This is a genomic window from Pelagicoccus sp. SDUM812005 (assembly GCF_031127875.1).
Lineage (GTDB): Bacteria > Verrucomicrobiota > Verrucomicrobiia > Opitutales > Opitutaceae > Pelagicoccus.
In genome coordinates this window covers 35,020-55,286 of sequence record NZ_JARXIA010000020.1, presented here as the reverse complement: position 1 = coordinate 55,286, position 20,267 = coordinate 35,020, and the positions used below count along the sequence as shown (strand labels likewise).

Sequence of the window (20,267 nt, the reverse complement as noted above, 5' to 3'; positions counted from 1 at the left end):
AAACAAAGAGACCAGCTCGCGAGCTAGTCTCTTTTTGTTTCAAAGTTTCCGGGAGCGAATCCCGGTCCGCCGCGAGGTGAGCTACCAGGTCATCAAGCCGCCAGCGAAGGTGAATCCCGCGCCGACCGAGCAAAAGATAATCTTGTCGCCCTCCTCGAAGATTTCCTCTTCCGCGGCCCATCCAAGAGCCATGGAAACGGAGGCAGCCGAGGTATTGCCGTACTTGTTGATCGTAACCACGAACTTCTCGTAGGGAATGCCCACTCGCTTGCTCACCGCCCGCAAAATCCGGGCATTGGCCTGGTGCGGCACGATCCAAGAGACGTCTTCCGGCTTCAACCCGTGACGCTTTAAAGCGCTCTCGATAATGTTCGAAAACGCCAGCACGGCCCGCTTGAAAACCACCCCGCCATCCATCTTCAGGTAGAAGGAATCCAAGTCTTCGCCCGGTGACGGCATCGGCTTCAAGGCGCCACCGCCCGTACGGGAAATCGCGTCCGTGAAACGAGCGTCGCCGCTCAACTCCAAACGGTGCAAGCGATGCCCTCCCTCTCCGGGAGTCAGGATCGCCGCTCCGGCTCCGTCGCCAAACAAGAATGCGGTTTCGTGATCCTTGGGGTTGGTGATTCGCGACAGGATTTCCGCCGTCACGACCAAGATGTTCTTAGCCGTACCGCCGTAGATCAAGCTGCGTCCTACCTCGAGCGCGTAGAGCCAGCCCGAACAAGCCGCGTTCAAGTCGAACGCCAGGGCATGCTCAACTCCCAACTCCTTGGCCAAAATGCTAGCCGCGCCCGGTACTGGATGGTCCGGCAGCAAGGTCGCCACCACAACCGCGTCGATATCCGACACCTCCAGCCCGGCCATCTTGAGAGCGTGACGCGTGGCCTTGCTCGCCAAACTGGTCGCCGACTCGCCTTCGGAAATGACGTAACGCTGCTGGATGCCCGTGACCTTGACGATCTCCTCCTCGGTCTTGCCGGGAAACTGCTTTAGGATATCGGCGTTGGAACGCATGTTCTTCGGGACCGCGTACCCGATGCCCGCAACGCACGCCGTCTGCAGCGATCCATCCACCGCTGAGCTCGCAGCCGCAGCCTGTGGAGCCGCTGCCCCAGCCGGAACGTATGCCTCCAAGTCGTCGCCCGTCACGCGTCCGCCTGGACCCGTGCCTACGATGTCGGTGATGCTGTCCGGATCGAGACCGCGCTCGCTCGCCAGCTTCTTGGCTCGCGGCGTCCAGCGAATCCCATTCGCCTTGGCCACAGAACTCGCCACAGCTGGCGTAGCAGCGGGAGCCGAAGCGGGAGAGCTCGCCACCTCCGCCATGACCGCGACGGGAGCCGCCGCTTCAGCGACCGGCTTCTCGACAGCCGCGCCCTGCGGAGCCGCATCGGCCTCGACCGTCAAGTGGGAAACAGACGTATCCTCCGTTTCAATACGGACAAAGGGAGCCCCCACCTCGAGAATATCCCCCGCCCGGCAGTGGATCTGCTTGATCACGCCATCACAGGGAGATTCGAAGTCGAAGACCGACTTGTCGCTCTCCAATTCCGCTAACTTTTCGCCTTTTGCGATTTCCTGCCCTGCTTCGACTTCGAGATCGATCAAGGTCATTTCGTTGACAGTAGCCCCCATGGAAGGGATTGGCACGTCGATTTGAAAGCTCATGGCTTTGGCAGTGGGGTTGCTTGAATACGGTTTTGAACGTGGTTCTGGCTAACGGTTTTCGTCCCGATTGATCGCCGCTTCCACAAACGCTTGGAAAAGTGGATGGGCTTTGTTCGGCTTGGAAAGGAATTCAGGATGGGATTGAACCGCGAGGAACCATGGATGTTCCTTCAACTCAACCATTTCGACGAGATTGCGCTTGGGATTAACGCCGCTGACGACGAGTCCCGCCTTCTCCAGATCCTCCACGAAGGCGTTGTTTACCTCGTAGCGGTGGCGATGGCGTTCGCGAATGATCTCCTGCCCGTAAGCAGCGAAAGCATGCGTCCCCTTCTTCACCTTGCACTCGTAGGAGCCGAGTCGCATGGAGCCGCCCTTGTCGACGACCTGCTTCTGCTCTTCCATCAAAGTGATGACCGGATGCTCGGTCTTCTCGTCAAACTCCAAGCTGTTCGCGTCCTTGAGACCCAGCACGTTGCGAGCGTACTCGATAACAGCGATCTGCAGGCCAAGGCAAAGGCCGAAGTAAGGAACGTTGTTTTCGCGAGCGTAGCGCACCGCGGCGATCTTGCCTTCCGTGCCACGGTCACCAAACCCACCCGGGACCAAAATCCCGTGCAAGCTCTTGAGCGACTCAAGACCTTCCGCCGTTTCGAGCGACTCCGCATCGATACGCTTGATCGTTACGGCGCAGTCGTTGGCGATACCGGCGTGGGTGATCGATTCGTAAACCGACTTGTAGGCATCCTGCAGCTCGATATACTTGCCGACGACGCCGATGGTCACCCGTTTCGACGGCGACTTGATGCGACGCACGATGTCCGTCCAAATGCTCTGCTTTGGCTGAGGAGCGTCCAGCTTGAGAAAGTCTACCACCAGATCGTCGAGGTGCTCGCGGCGGAGCATCACCGGCAGCTCGTAGATCGAGTCGTCCACATCGATCTCCTCGATAACCGCCTTGACCGGCACGTTGCAGAAAAGGCTCATCTTCTCGCGCAGCTCGCCATCGATCGGGTGCTCCGTACGGCAAACCAAAATGTCTGGCTGGATACCGATTTCGCGCATCTTGGCCACGCTCTGCTGAGTCGGCTTCGTCTTGAGCTCTCCGGCCGCCGCCAAGAACGGCAACAGCGTACAGTGGATGAAAAGCACGTTGTCGCGCCCCGCCTCCAACGCAAATTGACGCATGGCCTCGAGAAACGGCAGCCCCTCGATATCGCCCACGGTGCCACCGATTTCGGTGATCAGGATGTCGACGTCCTCGCTGGCGGCCCGGATACGCGTCTTGATCTCGTTGGTCACGTGCGGGATGACCTGCACCGTCTTTCCGAGGTACTCGCCGCGACGTTCCTTCTGGATGACCGACTCGTAGATTTGCCCGGAGGTAAGGTTGTTGAACTGGCTTAGTTTGCCCGAGGTGAAACGCTCGTAGTGCCCTAGGTCGAGGTCGGTTTCCGCCCCGTCGTCGAGGACGTATACCTCACCGTGCTGGAACGGATTCATCGTGCCTGGATCCACGTTCAGGTACGGGTCGAACTTCTGGATCCGCACCGTGCAGCCGCGCTCCTCGAGCAGCGCGCCCAGTGACGCCGCCGTCAAACCCTTGCCTAGGGACGAAACGACACCGCCCGTCACGAAAATATACTTCTTTGCCTTACTGTTTTCCACTTTGGCTGCCATGAGAATTAGATATAAAAGAGGAGGTCAAACTACATCGCGCTAGGGAGCTAAAATCATCCACCCGGCAAAGACCACGATCGCCAGAAGCGCCACGGTCACCAGCAACACCATGCCAACCCGTACCAACTTCCAAACCACCCAGCCGAGCCCAAGCCCTACTACGACGAGGCATGCAGTGACGAGCCAGGATGGGTAAATCCCATAGAGTCCTTTGATTTCGTCGAGTATCTGCGCCATGGGGGGCGACTCTAGGTGACCCCTCTCCGCCGCATCAACCACCAATTCCACACCCAAGCAATTTTGCCGACGCCCCAGCCGTTTCCCCCTTTGGGAAAAAAATTCCGGCAGCCCCTTGACCTTGCGCCAAGGTACAAGCCCTAAACTCGCTCCATGGAACAGCAATCACTCACCCGCGGACAACTCGCCAAGCGCAGCGGCAAGACCTTCGAAACCATCCGCTTCTACGAAGAAAAAGGACTGATCCGCCACCACTACCGCGACAGCTCCAACTACCGACGCTACCGTTCCAGCGACTCCGATCGCCTCGCCTTCATCGACCAAGCGAAGCAGCTCGGCTTTTCCCTGCGGGAAATCGGCGAGATCCTCGAGATCCACGACCGCGAGGCAGGGGCCTGCAAAAACCTCAGCCAAAAGGCCCAGCTCAAGCTCGAGGAAATCGAGGCCCAAATCAAGGAGCTCGAAGAACGCCGCGCCCTGCTCCAACGCTTCCAAAACTGCGCCGCCCTCGACCTCGCCGATTGCGACTGCGACATCATCGCCCAAGCCAGCGGCAAACAGGCCCCCTGCGACTGCGGCTGAAGCCGCTTCAAGACTGAAAGTCCCAGCCTTTCCATTTCCGCGCCCAACTCGCGGCCCAAGCTACTGCTTTGCCCCGAGCCAAGCGCTCTCAACAACCAACACGAACCCGATAAAACACATGGATAAACAAACAAAAATAGAACTCTTCACCGAAACCGACTGCTGCGACGTAGAGGCCAGCTCCAGCTGCTGCCAAGACAACCAATGCGAATGCGACGTCCACGTGCATGCGGCCGATACCCAAGGCGGCAAAGAACGCGCCGCCCAACTCAAGGTCACGCGCTTCCCCGCGATCGCGGTGAACGGCCAACTCCTCGGCTGCCCTGCCATCGAGAAGGCCATCGCCAACGCGCTCTGCTCCAAAGACGCGAACTGCTGTTGCTGCTAGCCAGCGCGAACAGCCTCCCCGCGAACGACATATCGCGTTGCCAAGCCATCGGGGAGCATCCACAACCACTCCCCGATGGCTAAAAAGTACAACATCTACGGTATGGGGAACGCCCTCGTCGACATCGTGACCGAAGTCGACGACGCCTTCTTCGCAGCAAACCAAATCGAAAAGGGAGTCATGACTCTCGTCGACGAAGCCCGCCAAAGCGCCCTTGTCTCCGCCATCGACCTCGATGCCGCCGACAAGCAATGCGGAGGCTCCGCCGCCAATTCCATCATCGGCGCCGCCCAGTTCGGAGCCAGTACCTTCTACAGCTGCAAGGTCGCCAACGACGAGCTCGGCCGCTTCTACCTGACCGACCTCAAGGCCAACGGCTCCGACACCAACCTCGCCGCCGATACCCTCCCAGAAGGCATCACCGGCAAGTGCCTCGTCATGACCACTCCCGACGCGGAGCGCACCATGAACACCTTCCTCGGAATCACCGCGACCTACTCCACCGAGCAAATCGACGAAGCCGCCCTCGCCGACTCCGAGTACCTCTACATCGAAGGCTACCTCGTCACCTCACCCAACGGAGTCGAGGCCATGAAGGCCGCCAAGGCCAAAGCCGAATCCCTAGGCGTCAAAACCGCCCTCACCTTCTCGGATCCCGCCATGGTAAAATACTTCGGCGACGCCATGAAAGACGTCATCGGCGACGGAGTGGACCTGCTCTTCTGCAACGAAGAGGAAGCCATGACCTACACCGGCACCGAATCGATTCCCGCTGCCGTAGAAGCCCTCAAGGCAGTCGCGAAGCAATTCGTGGTCACCCTCGGTCCCGACGGAGCGCTCGTGTGGGACGGCCAAAGCGAGATCAAGATTGCCCCAGTGCCCACCAAAGCCGTCGACACGAACGGCGCCGGCGACCTCTTCGCCGGAGCCTTCCTCTACGGCATCACCAATGGACTCAGCCACGCCGAAGCCGGAGCCCTCGCCAGTCGAGCGTCCTCCGCGGTCGTCTCCAAATTCGGCCCACGCCTCACCAAAGAGCAGGCCCAAGCGCTGCTCTAGAGCAGCGATCCACAACACAGCTTCCATTCCAATCCTGCCTCGCCTCCGTCGCGATGCAGGATTTTTTTGGGCCACCAGCAAGGCTCGCCTCAAACCACGCGTTCACCCTCGCCCCAACCAACTCCTCAAGAAGCAAACTTGTATCCGCAGGAGAACCCAAGTTTCCTTGCCCCTCATGTCGTCCCCTCATTCCAGCGAGAACAAGTCAGTCGCCATCGTCGGCGCCGGAGCAGCCGGCTACTTCGCCGCCATCAACGTAGCCGAAGCCGACCCCAGCGCCCGCGTACACCTCTACGAAGCCTCGCGCCGCACCCTAACAAAAGTATCCGTCTCCGGCGGCGGCCGCTGCAACGTCACCCACCACTGCTTCGATCCCCGAGAACTCGTCAACTACTACCCACGCGGCGGCAAGGAGCTCCGCGGAGCCTTCCACCAATGGGAGCCCCAAGACACCGTCGACTGGTTCCAATCCCGCGGGGTCACCCTAAAAACCGAAGCCGACGGACGCATGTTCCCCACCACCGACGATTCCCAAACCATCGTCGATTGCCTCACCCAAGCAGCCCAAAACGCAGGCGTCACCCTCCACCTAAAAACCGGCGTATCCAAGATCACCCGACACGAAGATCCACACGCACCCTATTTTAAACTGCACTCCTCCCAGCTCTCGACCGCCCCCTGCTACTCCCACGTAGTCATCGCCACCGGCGGCGGCCAAAAGAACGCCGGACACGAGCTAGCCGCTAGCCTCGGCCATACCATCACCGACCTTGCTCCCTCCCTCTTCACCTTCCACATCGACCACCCCCTCCTCACCGATTTGCAAGGCCTTTCCCTCCCCCAAGTACAAGTATCCTATCCTCCCGCCAAGCTCGAGCAGAGCGGGCCCATCGTATTCACTCACTGGGGACTCAGCGGGCCCGGCATCCTCAAGCTATCCGCTTGGGGAGCTCGCGTTTTCAGCGAACTAGACTACCATTGCGAGCTCAACGTCAACTGGTTCGGCGGAGCCAAGCCCGACGCCATCCGCCAAGCGCTCGAGCATTCGAAAAAGCAATACGCCCGCAAAGCCCTCGTTAGCCTCAACCCCTTCGACTTCCCGCGCCGCTTCTGGGAACGCCTCCTCCAATACGTATCCATTTCTCCAGACACCCAATGGGCGCAGCTCCCCAAGAAAGCCCTCAACCAACTCGTGGAAACCATCTCCAATACCCGCTTCCAAACCAACGGCAAAAGCATGAACAAAGAGGAATTCGTCACCTGCGGCGGCATCAAGCTCAAGGAAGTCGACTTCAAGACCCTGCAAAGCCGCATCGTCCCCGGTCTCTACTTCGCCGGCGAAGTCCTCGACATCGACGGCGTCACCGGCGGATTCAACTTCCAAGCCGCCTGGACCACCTCCCGCATCGCCGCCCTGCACATCGCAAACGGCGCATAAGCGAAACGCTTTACTCCTTCCCATTTCCCTGCTCCCCCTTCAAGCTCTGTCATTATGAATACAACCACTAAGTTCCTAGCCCTCGCCCTCCTCAGCTGCGCCGCCCTAAGCGGTTGCTCGAAAAAGGAAGAAATCACCGAAGCCGACGTGCAAGCTGCCGCCGACAAAGCCGCCCAAGAAGCCGTCGCCGCTTCCGAGAAGAAGAACGACGACAAGCTCGCCGCCGCCCAAGCCGACGCAGCCGCCAAGCTCGCCGCGGCCAAGGCCGACTCAGACAAGAAACTAGCGGCTGCCCAAGCGGAAATGAAAGCCGAGATGGAAGCGAAGCTCTCCGCCGAAACCAAGGTCCTCAAAGAGCAGTTCGCCTCCAGCAACGCCGCCCTCAAGAGCCAATTCGACTCCCTCAAGGAAAAGTACAACTCCATCAAGGATAAGCTCCCCGAAGACACCGCTGCAGCCGTTTCCGCCAAGCTGCCCGAACTCGCATCCAGCCTCGGCAGCCTCGAAACGATCGCCAACAAGTTCAGCCCCAGCTCCGTCGAGCAACTCAACGAGCTGAAGAGCAAGTACGAGACAGAGCTCGCCGTCGCCAAGAAGGTCGCCGACGAAATCCTCAAGCTCCTCGGCAAAGGCAGCCTCGAAAGCATGCTGCCAAAATTCTAAGGCAACCCTCCTCTTCACGAAGCAGGCCGCCCTCACCCGGCGGCCTTTTCTCTCTCCCACTCTAGAACCGCGCCCACCCATGACTCCACTCGAAGCCCTTTCCGAAAAGCAAAAACGCATTCACTCCCTCGAAAGCATAGCCGGGCTTCTCGGCTGGGACGAGCAAACCTTCCTGCCCCCAGGCAGCGCCGACCAACGCCAGAACCAAAACGCGACCCTCGCCGCCGTCATCCACGAAGCCAAGACCGATCCCGAAATCGGAAAAATCCTCGGCCTCCTCGAAAACTCCGACTCGCGCCCCAAAGACAAGCAAGCCGCCGTCCTCCGCGACGCCCGCATCGACTACGATCGCGCCACCAAGCTCCCCGCAGCCTACGTCGAAAAACACGCTCGCCTCTCGTCCGAAGCCTACCACGCCTGGGCCGCCGCCCGCAAAAACAACGACTTCGCCAGCTACGCTCCCTACCTCCAGCAACACCTCGACCTCGCCAAGCAAGGAGCCGAGTACCTTGGCTGGGGCGACCGGCCCTACGACCTGCAAATCGACTTGCACGATCCCGGCATGGACGCGAAAACCATCGATCGCCTGTTCTCCGAACTGAAGGCCGAGCTGGTTCCCATCGTGCAGCAAATCATCGACTCGCCCGTTAAAGCCCGCACCGACATCTTCAAAGGCTTCCCGGTCGAACAGCAAAAAAGCTTCCTCGAAGAGGTAACCGCGTCCTTAGGATTCAACTACAAGCGCGGACGCATAGACATCTCCCTCCACCCATTCTGCAGCGGAAATGGGGCCGACACCCGCATGACCACCCGCTTCGACGTCGACAACCCGCTCGATTCCCTCTTCTCCTCCATCCACGAAACCGGACACGGGATGTACGAGCAAGGCCTTCCCCTCGATTCCCTCCACAACGCCCTCGGCAAAGCCGCCGGCATGGGGGCCCACGAGTCGCAAAGCCGCCTCTGGGAAAACCAAGTTTGCCGCTCCCGCGCCTTCTGGGAACACTACGAGCCAAAGTTCCGCGCCGCCTTCCCGCAACAGCTCGACGGAGTAGCACCCGACGACCTCTACCTCGCCATCAACTCCGTATCAAAGAATCCGATACGTGTAGATTCCGACGAAGTCACCTACAACCTGCACATCATCATCCGCTTCGAAATCGAGAAAAAGCTCTTTTCCGGCGAACTCGCAGTGAAAGACCTGCCTTCCTACTGGAACGAGCAATACAAGCAACTCCTCAACATCGAACCCCGAAGCGATGCCGAAGGCGTCCTGCAAGACGTACACTGGTCCGCCGGAGCCTTCGGCTACTTCCCCAGCTACTGTCTCGGCAACATGCTGGCCGCCCAACTCTGGTACAGCGCCAACGAACAGCTCCCCGACCTCCAGCAAGACTTCGCCCAAGGCAACTTCTCCCGCCTTCTCGAATGGCTAAGAACCAACGTGCACGCCCACGGAGCCCGCTACCGCCTCATGGAACTCAGCGAAAAAGCCACCGGCCAAGCCCTCTCGCCGCAAGCTCTTATCCGCTACCTCAAGGAGCGCTACCTCCCACTCTACACCTAAAGCGCTACGCTTTGCGATTCACTGGCGTTTCAGTCGAACGCCATGCGGCCGATTAAGGCCTTGAATGAACGAGGCCAGCGACAAACCCAGCTCCCACGAAGGCGCCCTTTCGCGCCTTCGCCCTTGGGTTCCCATCCTCGTCGCCTGCGCCCTCCTGTCCGCCTATTCCGCAAAAAGCGGCTCGCCCGCGCCTCTGATCGAACTGAGCTGGCGGGACAAGGTCGACCACTTCTGCGTCTACGGCCTGCTCGCAACCCTCGTTTTCCAAGCACTCCCTTCCCACCTCCAAGGAACGCGCCGCTGGCTCTGCGCCTTTGCCCTGACCAGCGCCTTCGGCATTTGGGACGAAACCTTGCAGCACTTCAATCCTGCCCGTACCGGCGATCCCCTCGATTGGTTCGCCGACAGCCTGGGAGCCCTCGCCGCCGTCGTCCTCTGTTCGGCCTTTCCCTGCGTGCAAAAGCTAGCAGCGTGGAGTTGCTTCTCCCTACGCCAAAAAAAGGCCTGTAGGGAAAAATCCACTACAGGCCAGATAGGGGTATAAAAGCGTTAAAAAAACTAGTGCTTCGCCGCTTCCTTCTCGGCCGCTTGCTTCAAGGCGCCAGCTTCCTTCTCAGCAGCCTTCGCTGCAGAATCGGCTTGGCTCGAAAGGCTGTCAGCAGCCTTTTCTTCTTCTGTCTTTTGACCGCAGCCGGAAAGCGTTAGGCCAAAAACAATAGCGGTGAACGAGAGGAGGGATACAAGAACTTTAGATTTTTTCATAAGCTCTTGGATATGCTCAAGTTAGGCGGAAAACGCAAGGTCTATATCGCCTCGCAAAAAGTCGATATCTCAACCGCGCCGCTTGGCCCCTATCAGAAAGACACGTGACAAATCCCCGCCTTGGGCGCAGGGTCCTGAGCCTGCAATTCGTCAACTATCTATATGAGTACAGAAGTCACAGACATCGCCAGCCAAGTTAAGCAAATCGCCCTCGACGCCCGAGCGGCGTCGCTCACCCTCGCAAACGTTCCGAGCGAATTGAAGAACAAGGCCATCCTCCGGCTCGCCGCGCTCATCGAGGAAAACGTTCCGAGCTTGGTTAAAGAAAACGCAAAGGATTTGGAAGCCGGCAAAGCCGCAGGCCTCACCGGAGCCATGCTCAATCGACTCGAACTGAACGACAAACGCATCTCCGGCATGGTGGAAGGAGCCAAGCAAGTCGCCGCCCTGCCCGATCCCGTCGGCGAATCGCTCGACACCTACAACCACCCGCAAGGATTCACTATCGAAAAAGTGCGCGTCCCTATCGGGGTCATCGGCATCATCTACGAATCCCGCCCAAACGTCACCGTCGACTGCGCCATCCTCTGCCTCAAGAGCGGCAACGCCAGCATCCTGCGCGGCGGCAAGGAAGCCTTCCACACCAACACCGCCCTGGCGAAGCTGGTCTCCCAGGCTTTGGCTGAAACCGGCCTTCCCGAAAAGGCCGTGCAGCTGATCCCCACCACCGATCGCGCCGCCATGAACACCTTGCTCAAGCTAAATGAGCAAATCCAGTGCATCATCCCACGCGGCGGCGAAGGCCTCATCCGCTTCGTTTCGGAAAACTCGACCATCCCCGTCATCAAGCACTACGACGGCATCTGCACGCTCTTCGTTGATAAGGCGGCCGACGTATCCATGGCGGAAAGCATCGTGGTCAACTCCAAGACCCACTACCCATCCGTTTGCAATGCCGGCGAAAACCTGCTCGTGCATCGCGATGTAGTGCAATTTCACCTACCGCAGATCGCACGCGGTCTCGTGGCCAAGGGCGTCACCCTCAAAGCCGACCCCGAAGCCGCCGAAGTTCTCGAAAGCGCCGGCATAGACTGCGAGCCTGCCACGGAAGAAGACTGGTCGACCGAGTACCTCGATCTCATCCTTTCCATCAAGGTCGTAGCGGACGAACAGGAAGCCATGGCCTTCATAAACAAGTACGGAAGCTCGCACAGCGATGCGATCATCACCGAAGACGCAGAAACTGCCACCGCCTTCCTCAACGGCGTCGATTCGTCCACCGTCTACTGGAACGTCAGCACCCGCTTCACCGACGGATTCGAGTTCGGGCTCGGCGCGGAGATCGGCATATCCACAGATCGACTACACGCCCGCGGCCCCATGGGCTTGCGCGAGCTCTGCAGCTACAAGTACAAAGTCGTGGGAAAAGGCCAAATCAAAGCCTAGCTCCTCGAACGTTACCTTTCCGAACGGCCACTCAAAAGGTGGCCGTTTTTTTGTCCACCAAGCGAGGAGCCATCCACACCGCGAGCCCGAACAAGCCCCAACAGGTCCAAACGAACCAATCCCCATACCGCACGTAAAACGTTTCCTTGCCCACCCACCGACGGTCGCGAGTCACCTCGAATACGGTGGTCGCTTGCACCCAAGGCTCCAGCGAGTTCTTGACGCTACCATACTCATCGATCCAGCCCGTCCAGCCATCGTTGCCTACACGGAGCACCGGACGACGCGTCTCGATCGCCCTCAAGACGGAATGAGCCTTGTGTTGGGCCGCGGCGCTGCTCTTGCCATACCAAGCGCTGTTAGTCGCCACGAAAAGGAAGCTAGCCCCTTCCTTCACCGCTTCTCGCGCCAAGGTCGGGAACACGTCCTCGAAACAAACCAACGAGCCCACTCGCAAGCTCGTATTCTCCAAGTCGAGCGGCAAAAGCTGCGTCTTTTGCCCCGGCAGGATATCGCCGTTGATGGGAACCACCTTCTCCATCCAAGGCCAAAACGAGCGCAACGGGATGTATTCGCCAAACGGAACCAAATGCTGCTTGGAATAATACAAAGGAAAAAGTCCATACTCAGGACGCACGAGAAACACGCTGTTATACCACTCCCGATTTCCCGCCTCTCCCTCGATGCCCATCGCCCCCGCGTAAATCGGAGCCTCTACAGCCGTAGCCAGGCGCGTCGCCCAAGCCTCCATCACGCCATCGTCGTTTAGCGGATACGGCAGCACGGTCTCCGGCCAAAAGATCGCGTCCAGCTTCGCGTTCTTGCGAGGCAAGGTCAGCCACTCGAGCTGCTCGATGATTTTCCGTTCGAAGGCGAGATCCCACTTCTGGTTCTGAGGAACGTTAGGCTGGACCACCGCAGCCCGAAAAGCCTTTTCCCTCTGCTGCCCGGAGCTCAGTCGCAGCAACAAAAAGCTGATCGCCACGATAAAGGAGAGGGCCAAGTAGAACTCCGGACAGATCCCCCGTTTCTTGGTCCGCGCGTACTCGACCAAGCGAATCAAGTAAGCGGCGATCCCGAAATTCAAAAGCACCAAAGCGAAGGAAACGACCCAACTTCCGAAGATCGAAGCGCTCTGCAGCATGATCGGCTCGTTTACCTGGCTGGCGGAAAGCGGCAGCCATGGAAAGCCCGTGAAGATGTGAGTACGCAAGTGCTCGACCATCACCCACAAAGCCGCCGCTCCGAGACTAGGGGCGATCCCTCGCCACATTCCCTCGCCTGCGGCTCGCTTCATCAGCCAAGCCGTTCCGCTGGCCCAGAGAGTGAAATGCAAGCCCATGATCCCAGCCAAGCCAATCATCCCCGCCCATGTCACATGGTGTAACCAAAAGATCATGACAAGCCAAGCGCCCCATCCCATTCCCAAGCTCGTCAGGAAAACGGAGCGAAAGGATGGCCTGAAGCTCAACCACGCCACAAACGGAACCAGGAAGACGAACGCCCCCTCGTTCACCTCAAACGGCGGGAAGCTCGCCACATAGAAAAGCGGCGTCAACACGCAGCACACGAGATGTGCAATCCTCTGGCGATTCGACTCGAACCATTCCGCGACCTTGGTGATCATGCCGAGACTCTGCGGATCCTCTCCCTTTGGGCGAAGCACAAAACTTCGCCTAGTCCGTTTTCGTCGAAAAAACCAACGGCATGCCCCCACTCATGGTCAGAATCAGCTCCTCACGCCCATCGCCATCCAAATCCTTCCAGGCGAGATGCCTAGGATAGCCGTCGATCTCTAAGCCAGACTCCCGCGGCAAGAGAGTCCGGAATCCTTTCCCCCTCTCGTTTCGCAACAAAACCAAGTGCCCCTTCAACGGCCTATCGACCCACAACTTCGGAGCCCTAGGCTGCAGACTCAGCACAATATCATCCCAACCGTCGCCATCGTAATCGCAAACCAGGGAATCCTTCACTTCCCCCGATTGGGCCCAACGAGGCAAGGCGATCCATTCGAAAACCTCAGGAGACTTCTGGAAAAGTACCCCCGATTTCGTGTCGTTCATTTCGAAGCGAGAAAAGGCGGAGAGCACCTCCGTTGGAAATATTTCAGCGACCTCCTTGTTCGCATAGTCTTCGACCGAGGATGTCGTCCGCTCCAGCAAACCGGGGAACTGGGCGCTGTGCAAAAAGCGACTCTCGACAGGCAAGAGCCTGCCCCCATGACTGAAGCATTCGATGTAGCGATTCTCCGTTTCCGGCCCCTTGGGCGCGAACAGGACCAAAGGATCCTCCACGCTCGGTACATGAGTCAGGTTCTCACCTCGATTCCCCATCACGATGTCCAGGCGTCCATCGCCATCAAAGTCACCACAAGACAAGGAACTCCAGGCTCCGAGCATTTGAGCTGCCGGAAACGCGTTCAATACAGGCTCCAATCCGCTGTCTTCCAATTTCCAAAACAAAGGAGCTCCCCACTGCAGCGATTGAACGAGATCGACTTTGCCGTCCCCCGTCCAATCCACGACCAATAGATCGGTCGTGTTTCCTGAGGTTGCGAAGCTCGAAGCGAACTCGCTTTGCAAATCCAAGGCATAAGAATCTCCGTCCTTCCTCCAAACAAGATTTGGCTCGTGATGCGGATAAGCCTTTAACCGCGTTCCCCCCGCTTGCAATAGATCGAAATCGCCATCGCCATCGTAATCGATCGCCACCGTTTTCCGCGTGGGAGACGGCGAAAATTCCGCCCCCGCCAAGGCAACGCGCTTCAACTTGCGGTCCCCCGAAAAAGCATAAACCCGATCCACATACGCCTCATCTCCTGCGTCTAGCTCAATACCTCCGGAACTGACGATCAATTCGTAACGCTGATCCCCGTCTAGATCCGTCAACAGCAAATCGACATCCTCCGCATCGAAGACATCCGATAGCAATTCATAGTCAAACGCCTCAAATTCAACGCCCGCCCGATTCCAAAGGATCCGGGTCTCCAAGCCACATGGGCCCCCAAGCGCGATATCGCAATAACCGTCCCCATCGAGATCGGCCAATGCTATCGGCGGTCCCAAGCGCGACTCATCCTCCGGCAGCAACATTTGTTTCGGGTGCAACTTGAAAGGCTCTTCCCACGACTTCGCCTTCGATGGAATACGTATGCTCGAGGCAACAAAAACGGTTTCCTGAGGCTGGTCATCTTTTGGATCAAAACTGCCTTCCTCGATCGTGTACCGGTACCCCGGATACAGTCCGCAAACAACTTGACGCCCCCCTCCCGGCCAATCGATCTCGAGACGGTCGATGGCTTCTACCTTTCCCAGGCCAAAATGAACAACAGGCTCATCGGTGGATAAGTATCCACGCGTCGAAACCAACTCCCTCGCAAAAATCTGCCCTTCCGCGAAAAGCCGCAGGCGCGCCCCCAAGCCAAATCGATTCGCCTTCTTTCCGACAAGCTTGATCGAGAGACTAGATCCAACGGCGAAACGATTTTCTAATAAACTCAACGGTTCATCCATATTCGCAACGACCAGGTCCAGATCTCCATCTAAATCCAAGTCGGCAAGAGATGCAGCAAAGCTCACCCCCAACTTGCCCAAACCAACAGCTTCCCCCATTTCCTCGAACTGAAAGTCCCCTCGGTTTCGATAAAAAAGATTCCTCTCATCGTATCTTGGGGAGGACTTATAATAGGCGATACGCTGCCACCCCGTCTTCGCCTTTTCCGATTTCCGCCCGAGGTCTCCATCGTGAAAGGCTCGTACCATCCCATTGGTGAAAAAGGCGTCCTGCAGTCCATCGTTATCGAAATCCGCGAAACGTACAGCCCAAGTCCAATCCGTAGCGTTCAAACCCGCCCACCTAGAAACCTCAGTAAACTGCTCACGCCCAATCTTCACGGACAGCATATTCTGCATGTATTGGCTAGCCGAACGTCGAGGAGCATATATCGATTTGGTCTCAATCGTGGCAACCGTTCGCTGATGCTTCACCGGATCTCGAGTAGCCATTTCGGCAACCAATAGCTCCGCGACTCCATCGTTGTCCAAGTCCCCTACATCTGCTCCCATCGCCGAATAAGGCGACGTAGGAAGGCGATCCCGCAAAACGTCGCTAAACGTTCCGTCCTTATTATTTCGATACAGCCGATCAGCAGACTCGAAGTCGTTCGCGACATAAAGGTCAGGCCAGCCGTCGTCATCGAAATCCCACCACAAGGCGACGTGTCCTTGCCCGCGACCCGAGATGCCAGCCTTCTCCGTAACATCAACGAACGTCCCCTCTTGGTTTTCGAGCAACAGATCCGCCATTCCCTCACCATCGCCCGAATCCGTCAAAAAATTGCACTGCAAGTAGAGATCGAGATCCCCGTCCAAATCGTAATCCGAAAACGAAGGCGCGTTCGACCCAGTCTCAACAGCAAGCCCCCAGTCCGTTGCAGACTCCCGAAAGACACCTTTCCCCTGGTTTATATATAGCTCGTTAGGGAATCCAGTGTAGGTCACATAGATATCGAGGTCCCCATCATTATCAATATCCACCATGGCAGCTCCCGCTCCGATTCCGTTGTGCTCTGGAATCCCACGCTGGGCCGCATCCTCGACGAAACGCAGGTCACCTTGATTTATATAAAGACGGTGCGGCGTATCTTTCCCCGCATAGAAAATATCCGCCAAACCGTCGCCATCGACATCTCCCAGAGCCAGCCCTGAACCGATCGTCCCCAGGAAATACTGATGCCACAAACGACGCCAACGCTCCGGATGCTTGTATTCGTTTATATGAGACAAACCTGACTGCTCCGAGGGAACGAGAACGAACCTTCCTTCGCCGTTAGTCTCCGCTAGACGAACTCCCCGCGGAGTATCCGCGCCTCCTGCTACCGGAAAGCAGAAGAGAATACTAGCGATTTTGAGAAAGCGACTGAAGAGCATCTATAAATCTCACCTAAGAGGAGCAAAGGAATCATCCTCGATCCGCTTGAGATCTACAAACGAAAAAGCGCTTCACCCATCGGGTGAAGCGCTCGCTTTTCAAATGCTTACGTCGAGTAACTAGAAGCTAAACGTATTGGTCAGGAACCAGTTCGGATCGCCTGTAACCCGGTACTCGCGAATCGATCCGTCGGGGTTAACCGAAAGCGGAATCAACTCACCGTCCGCCAAAGCGTCCCGGACATTCAACTGAATTCTCCAATTGACGCTGTCGTTCAGGTCGAGCGAATAGCCCGCCCAAAGGTCAACGTGCGTTTCACTCGGCCCCATGATCGGGTTGTTGATATCGTAAACGATAACCTTGTTACCCGCCTCGGTCACACCTTCGGATTGAGGATAGCCAATGCCAACCTCGTCTTCCCAACGTACGCTACCACCGATGCTCAGTCCCTTGAACTTGCCATCTCGGAAGCTGTAGTTGGTTACGAGATTTGCGCGCCATTCGCGGATTTCAGGCTGTGACTGGCCCTCCTGGGCCAAGGCGAGCTGGTACCTGGAGTAAAACTCTTGGTTCCAACGAGTCTTGAGCGTATTAGCTCGGTCGCCTGACCACCAAAGGCGAATATCGCCGTTGTCGCCATTGTGGATGAGGTTTCGCTTCTCCACCCAATCCTTCAGGCTACCAGCGAGATTGTCGCGAACCGCTTCGGTCTTTGCGGCGTTGAAGGCGAAGTTCCAGTTTTCGGTGGGCGAGTAGTTAACTTCGATTTCAGTACCCTTCGAAACGAGGTCGGAAGTCGAAGTGAAACCTGCTGGCTGAGCACCAGTAGATTCGCTCCAAGGATCCCACCAACCGTTTTGCCAGCGAGCGTCGCTCTTGGTAGCGCCCCAAGCGTCCCAGAACTCCTGGGGAGCGAGGTTTTGCTCGAGGTTGTTTACCGCTCGAGCCTGCCAATCGGCCGCCTCTTGTTCCGTCTGGTCCCGAGACGCCTCTCCTCGATCCGCGAGGTAATCTTCCCAAGGACGGTCCCCCGCTTGGTACGGACTGTTAGCGTAGCTTCTCCAGGAATCATCCCAACCTGCGACCCCATCCAGGTTTGCCTTGTCGCGCATACCAGCAGCGAAGAGACTGGTTTCAGCAGTGCCGACATACCAGAGATTGCCTGGATCGAAGGACGATCCAGTAACCGTGCTCTCGTAACGATTGACCTTGAGAGTCAGCTTGTCGTTGAAGGTTCTGATGAGGAAACCGACATCCTCCGTTGTACCAGTTGGCGGAGCGAGCGGCTGGTTCAAATGATCCACACGCGTTTCCGCTGGCTGAAAGTTCGACGACTCATTCCAGAACACGCTGAGCTTAGTGTCGAGCGGGAGCTCTGGCAGGAATTGGTCTAGGTGAACCACCAAGCTCTTGGATTCGTTCGTACCTGTGAAACGATTAACGCTTCCAAGCTTCGCAGGTTCCTGAGCCGCTGCATCAGCAGGGGTATAGTTCAAGTAGTTTCCGCCCGATTCCGCAAACGGAGTCGCTCCGCTTGGCTCGAAGATGTTGCGGTTAAAAACTCCGTTGGTAGACTCACCCGCAGGTGGCTCGGTCTCGATACGAGGGGCCGTGACCGAGTACTGAAGGACCTCATCGTCGCGAGTACCATAAGTAGCGACGACCGCGCCACCCCAGAAGTAACCTTGGTACACGAACGCTTCGGAACTAACCTCCTCAGTCTTCGAACGGGCCGTGGTGATCAGGCTCGCCCGGTCCCCTTCGGTGTCCACCAGAACGCTAACTGGCATCGTGGTCCAACCAATGTAGTTATTCGGGTTGTCCTGCTGGGCCGCGTAGTTTTGGTCCCAAGGCTGATACCAACCGCCCTCTTCGGTGTTGTCCGTCAAGTATTCAACGGTACGGGTCGCGGGATTCGCCCAATTGGAATCCCAGTACGTAATCTCGGAGATCCCCTTCGGGTTGAGCTTTGGCACCGGCTGCAGGTTCAGACCCGATGGGCCCGATGTACCCACGACCGAAGGTCCCATGTAGATCGCAGCCATGACTTCCGACTCGTTCTGAGCCAGACCTGCCGTGCCCTGGTAGGTCCGGTAGTTGTCGTCAGCCAACCAGTTCTTGAAGCCCATTTCGTAGAAAACGATGTCGTCCGATGACTTCAAGCCAGTCACGCGTTGCTTGCCTACCAGCTTACCGAGGAAGGAATCCGCCTCGAAGATATCGCCTTCGCGCAGCTCACCGAATACCGTGTAGCGGTCGCTGACGCGCTTGCGGTTGTTCAAGTTGCTCGCTCCTTGCGTACGCTGCATGATTACAGGTCGGCCTGCATTCGGGTTTGGCGTCACCAAGTCAGCCATGTACGCATTCGCGTCGATGGTGATACGAGGAGACCATCCAAAGGGACTGGACTGACCGTATTCGTAGCTTTGGCTGTTGAAGGCCGCTTCTACACCCACGCGATTATCCCAGAGAGTCTGGCTTACGTTGAACGTGCCGACGTTGAAGTCCTGCATCTCACGCTTGTTGTCGCCGTCAATCAGGTGGTTCTTGTAGTCGAAGATGGAGCGATCGTAAATCAAGGCATCCCCGTAGCCGCCGTAGTCAGCCAGAGGAAGGCCAAGTTGGCGGGCCGCCGCTTGCAAACCAGTGGAAGTAGTCGTGGCACGATAGAAGATCATGCTCGTTCCACCAAGATCGCGAACGATTTGATCGTTGTCGTTGACGGTGATGACATTGTTGTCAGACGCAGCGATGCTGTTGACCGAGAAGAAGGTCGGATTTCCGTCTCCCTTATCCGCGTTGCCAAAATAGAGGATAGGACCGTCCGTGTAGTTCTCTCCATAATACGGATTGTTGAAGGTGATATCGCGGAGAGTCGGAACCGTACGCGGCATCGGGAAATCACCGTCGAAATCGACGACTTCCGTCCCCACCTGCTGGCCGCGGACCCAGACGCCAGCCGGAGTGCCATCTTCCATGTACGCCTTTTCTCCCGCAAACGCGAGGGCGTGGGCGATAATCTGGGAGTTGCCCTCCCATTCCTTCCAGAAGTTCGACAGGTTGTCGACAGGAGGGCGGGTACGCGGACGGTTGGAGCTGATGCTGCCGGACTCGTAGTTACCGGATATCGTCGTGGTGGCGCTGTCCGTCTTAAGGAACTTCGGCTCGTACTTGAAGGCCACGAAGAAACGTTCGTCTTCTGCCCAAGCTTCCTTCTGGCGATACTTGTCATCCTTCTTAACGCCCGCAACGCGGATCGCCAATTCATCTTCCAAGATAACGCGGTTCACGTTGAAATGAACGCGAGTGGAGCCATAGCTGCCGAAGCGAATTTGCACTTCGCCTTCGTCCTGGAAGGCCGCGCCGTCCGTCGTGTTGTTGATGATACCGGCCGGGCTTCCGAGACCGGAAAGAATCGCGTTCGGACCGCGTTGCATATCGACGCGATTAACGTTGTACCCATCCCACGGCAGATCCGTCAGGAAGTAGTCACGGGTGTTGTCCGCAGCCTGCAAGCCGCGCACGCGGGTGTTAGCGTTCGGGTTCAAGAGCCCCAAACGCTCGTCGCCAGCGAAGTTGCCTCCGATGCCGCCCACTTCCGTGCTGGTCGTGTACTGGAGCAGAGATTGGTTGTCGACGGCTCCCGTATCGCGAAGGAATTCTTCGGTAATTACAGAAATCGCAGAACCTACGTCCTTCAAATCTGTACGAATACGCGAGCCAGCCATTGTGCTCGTAGCGCGGTAGCCTTGGTCCTCGGACCCCTCGACGGTAAACGGCGAGAGTTCGAAGATTTCCTCATCCTCTTGGTCATCTTGAGCGATGCCGAGAGGAGCAACTAGAAG

15 protein-coding genes are annotated in these 20,267 nt (G+C 57.7%); 8 read left to right on the top strand and 7 right to left on the bottom strand.

The genetic code is table 11. The features are described from left to right. Nucleotides 1-81: 81 nt before the first annotated feature. From QEH57_RS20110 to QEH57_RS20100, 3 genes are read right to left on the bottom strand one after another with little or no spacing between them, the layout of a single operon-like run. Nucleotides 82-1,671, bottom strand: a complete 1,590-nt coding sequence (locus QEH57_RS20110) for a beta-ketoacyl-ACP synthase 3 (RefSeq protein WP_309008585.1) — start codon at nucleotides 1,669-1,671, stop codon at nucleotides 82-84. A gap of 48 nt (nucleotides 1,672-1,719) precedes the next feature. Then, nucleotides 1,720-3,351: a CTP synthase gene (locus tag QEH57_RS20105; protein ID WP_343224823.1), complete on the bottom strand. Its 1,632-nt coding sequence runs from the start codon at nucleotides 3,349-3,351 to the stop codon at nucleotides 1,720-1,722. A gap of 39 nt (nucleotides 3,352-3,390) precedes the next feature. After that, on the bottom strand, nucleotides 3,391-3,588 hold the full coding sequence (locus tag QEH57_RS20100) for a hypothetical protein (protein WP_309008583.1): 198 nt from the start codon (nucleotides 3,586-3,588) through the stop codon (nucleotides 3,391-3,393). A 153-nt stretch (nucleotides 3,589-3,741) separates the two neighbouring features. On the opposite strand from QEH57_RS20100, the gene QEH57_RS20095 reads away from it, so the two are divergent. The 7 genes from QEH57_RS20095 to QEH57_RS20065 all read left to right on the top strand — a co-directional run bounded on the left by QEH57_RS20095 (nucleotide 3,742) and on the right by QEH57_RS20065 (nucleotide 9,829). Continuing rightward, nucleotides 3,742-4,170, top strand: coding sequence for a MerR family DNA-binding protein (locus tag QEH57_RS20095; RefSeq protein WP_309008582.1), 429 nt, complete (start codon nucleotides 3,742-3,744; stop codon nucleotides 4,168-4,170). 118 nt (nucleotides 4,171-4,288) lie between these two features. Continuing rightward, nucleotides 4,289-4,558: a hypothetical protein gene (locus tag QEH57_RS20090; RefSeq protein ID WP_309008581.1), complete on the top strand. Its 270-nt coding sequence runs from the start codon at nucleotides 4,289-4,291 to the stop codon at nucleotides 4,556-4,558. 75 nt (nucleotides 4,559-4,633) lie between these two features. After that, nucleotides 4,634-5,617, top strand: a complete 984-nt coding sequence (locus QEH57_RS20085; RefSeq protein ID WP_309008580.1) for an adenosine kinase — start codon at nucleotides 4,634-4,636, stop codon at nucleotides 5,615-5,617. Between the two features lie 175 nt (nucleotides 5,618-5,792). After that, nucleotides 5,793-7,055, top strand: coding sequence for an NAD(P)/FAD-dependent oxidoreductase (locus tag QEH57_RS20080; protein WP_309008579.1), 1,263 nt, complete (start codon nucleotides 5,793-5,795; stop codon nucleotides 7,053-7,055). A gap of 54 nt (nucleotides 7,056-7,109) precedes the next feature. After that, a complete protein-coding gene (locus QEH57_RS20075; RefSeq protein WP_309008578.1) occupies nucleotides 7,110-7,718 on the top strand; it encodes a hypothetical protein in 609 nt (202 codons plus the stop codon). A gap of 79 nt (nucleotides 7,719-7,797) precedes the next feature. Beyond that, entirely contained in the window at nucleotides 7,798-9,285 is a 1,488-nt protein-coding gene (locus QEH57_RS20070; RefSeq protein WP_309008577.1) for a carboxypeptidase M32, read from the top strand. A gap of 64 nt (nucleotides 9,286-9,349) precedes the next feature. Next, nucleotides 9,350-9,829 carry a VanZ family protein gene (locus QEH57_RS20065; protein WP_309008576.1) on the top strand — a complete coding sequence of 160 codons (480 nt, stop codon included), beginning with the start codon at nucleotides 9,350-9,352 and terminating at the stop codon, nucleotides 9,827-9,829. A gap of 14 nt (nucleotides 9,830-9,843) precedes the next feature. Here the strand turns inward: QEH57_RS20065 and QEH57_RS20060 are convergent, their stop codons facing one another. Then, nucleotides 9,844-10,047, bottom strand: a complete 204-nt coding sequence (locus QEH57_RS20060) for a hypothetical protein (protein ID WP_309008575.1) — start codon at nucleotides 10,045-10,047, stop codon at nucleotides 9,844-9,846. A gap of 162 nt (nucleotides 10,048-10,209) precedes the next feature. Here QEH57_RS20060 and QEH57_RS20055 point away from each other — a divergent pair, with 162 nt between their 5' ends. Continuing rightward, nucleotides 10,210-11,493 (top strand): glutamate-5-semialdehyde dehydrogenase, encoded by a 1,284-nt coding sequence (locus tag QEH57_RS20055; protein ID WP_309008574.1) that lies wholly within the window; start codon nucleotides 10,210-10,212, stop codon nucleotides 11,491-11,493. A 31-nt stretch (nucleotides 11,494-11,524) separates the two neighbouring features. Here QEH57_RS20055 and lnt read toward each other — a convergent pair whose 3' ends face one another. From lnt to QEH57_RS20040, 3 genes are all read right to left on the bottom strand, one after another. After that, nucleotides 11,525-13,159, bottom strand: coding sequence for an apolipoprotein N-acyltransferase (lnt, locus tag QEH57_RS20050; RefSeq protein ID WP_309008573.1), 1,635 nt, complete (start codon nucleotides 13,157-13,159; stop codon nucleotides 11,525-11,527). Nucleotides 13,160-13,169: 10 nt separating this feature from the next. After that, nucleotides 13,170-16,277, bottom strand: a complete 3,108-nt coding sequence (locus tag QEH57_RS20045; RefSeq protein ID WP_309008572.1) for a VCBS repeat-containing protein — start codon at nucleotides 16,275-16,277, stop codon at nucleotides 13,170-13,172. Nucleotides 16,278-16,541: 264 nt separating this feature from the next. Further along, on the bottom strand, nucleotides 16,542-20,123 hold the full coding sequence (locus tag QEH57_RS20040; protein ID WP_309008571.1) for a TonB-dependent receptor plug domain-containing protein: 3,582 nt from the start codon (nucleotides 20,121-20,123) through the stop codon (nucleotides 16,542-16,544). Nucleotides 20,124-20,267: the final 144 nt, after the last annotated feature.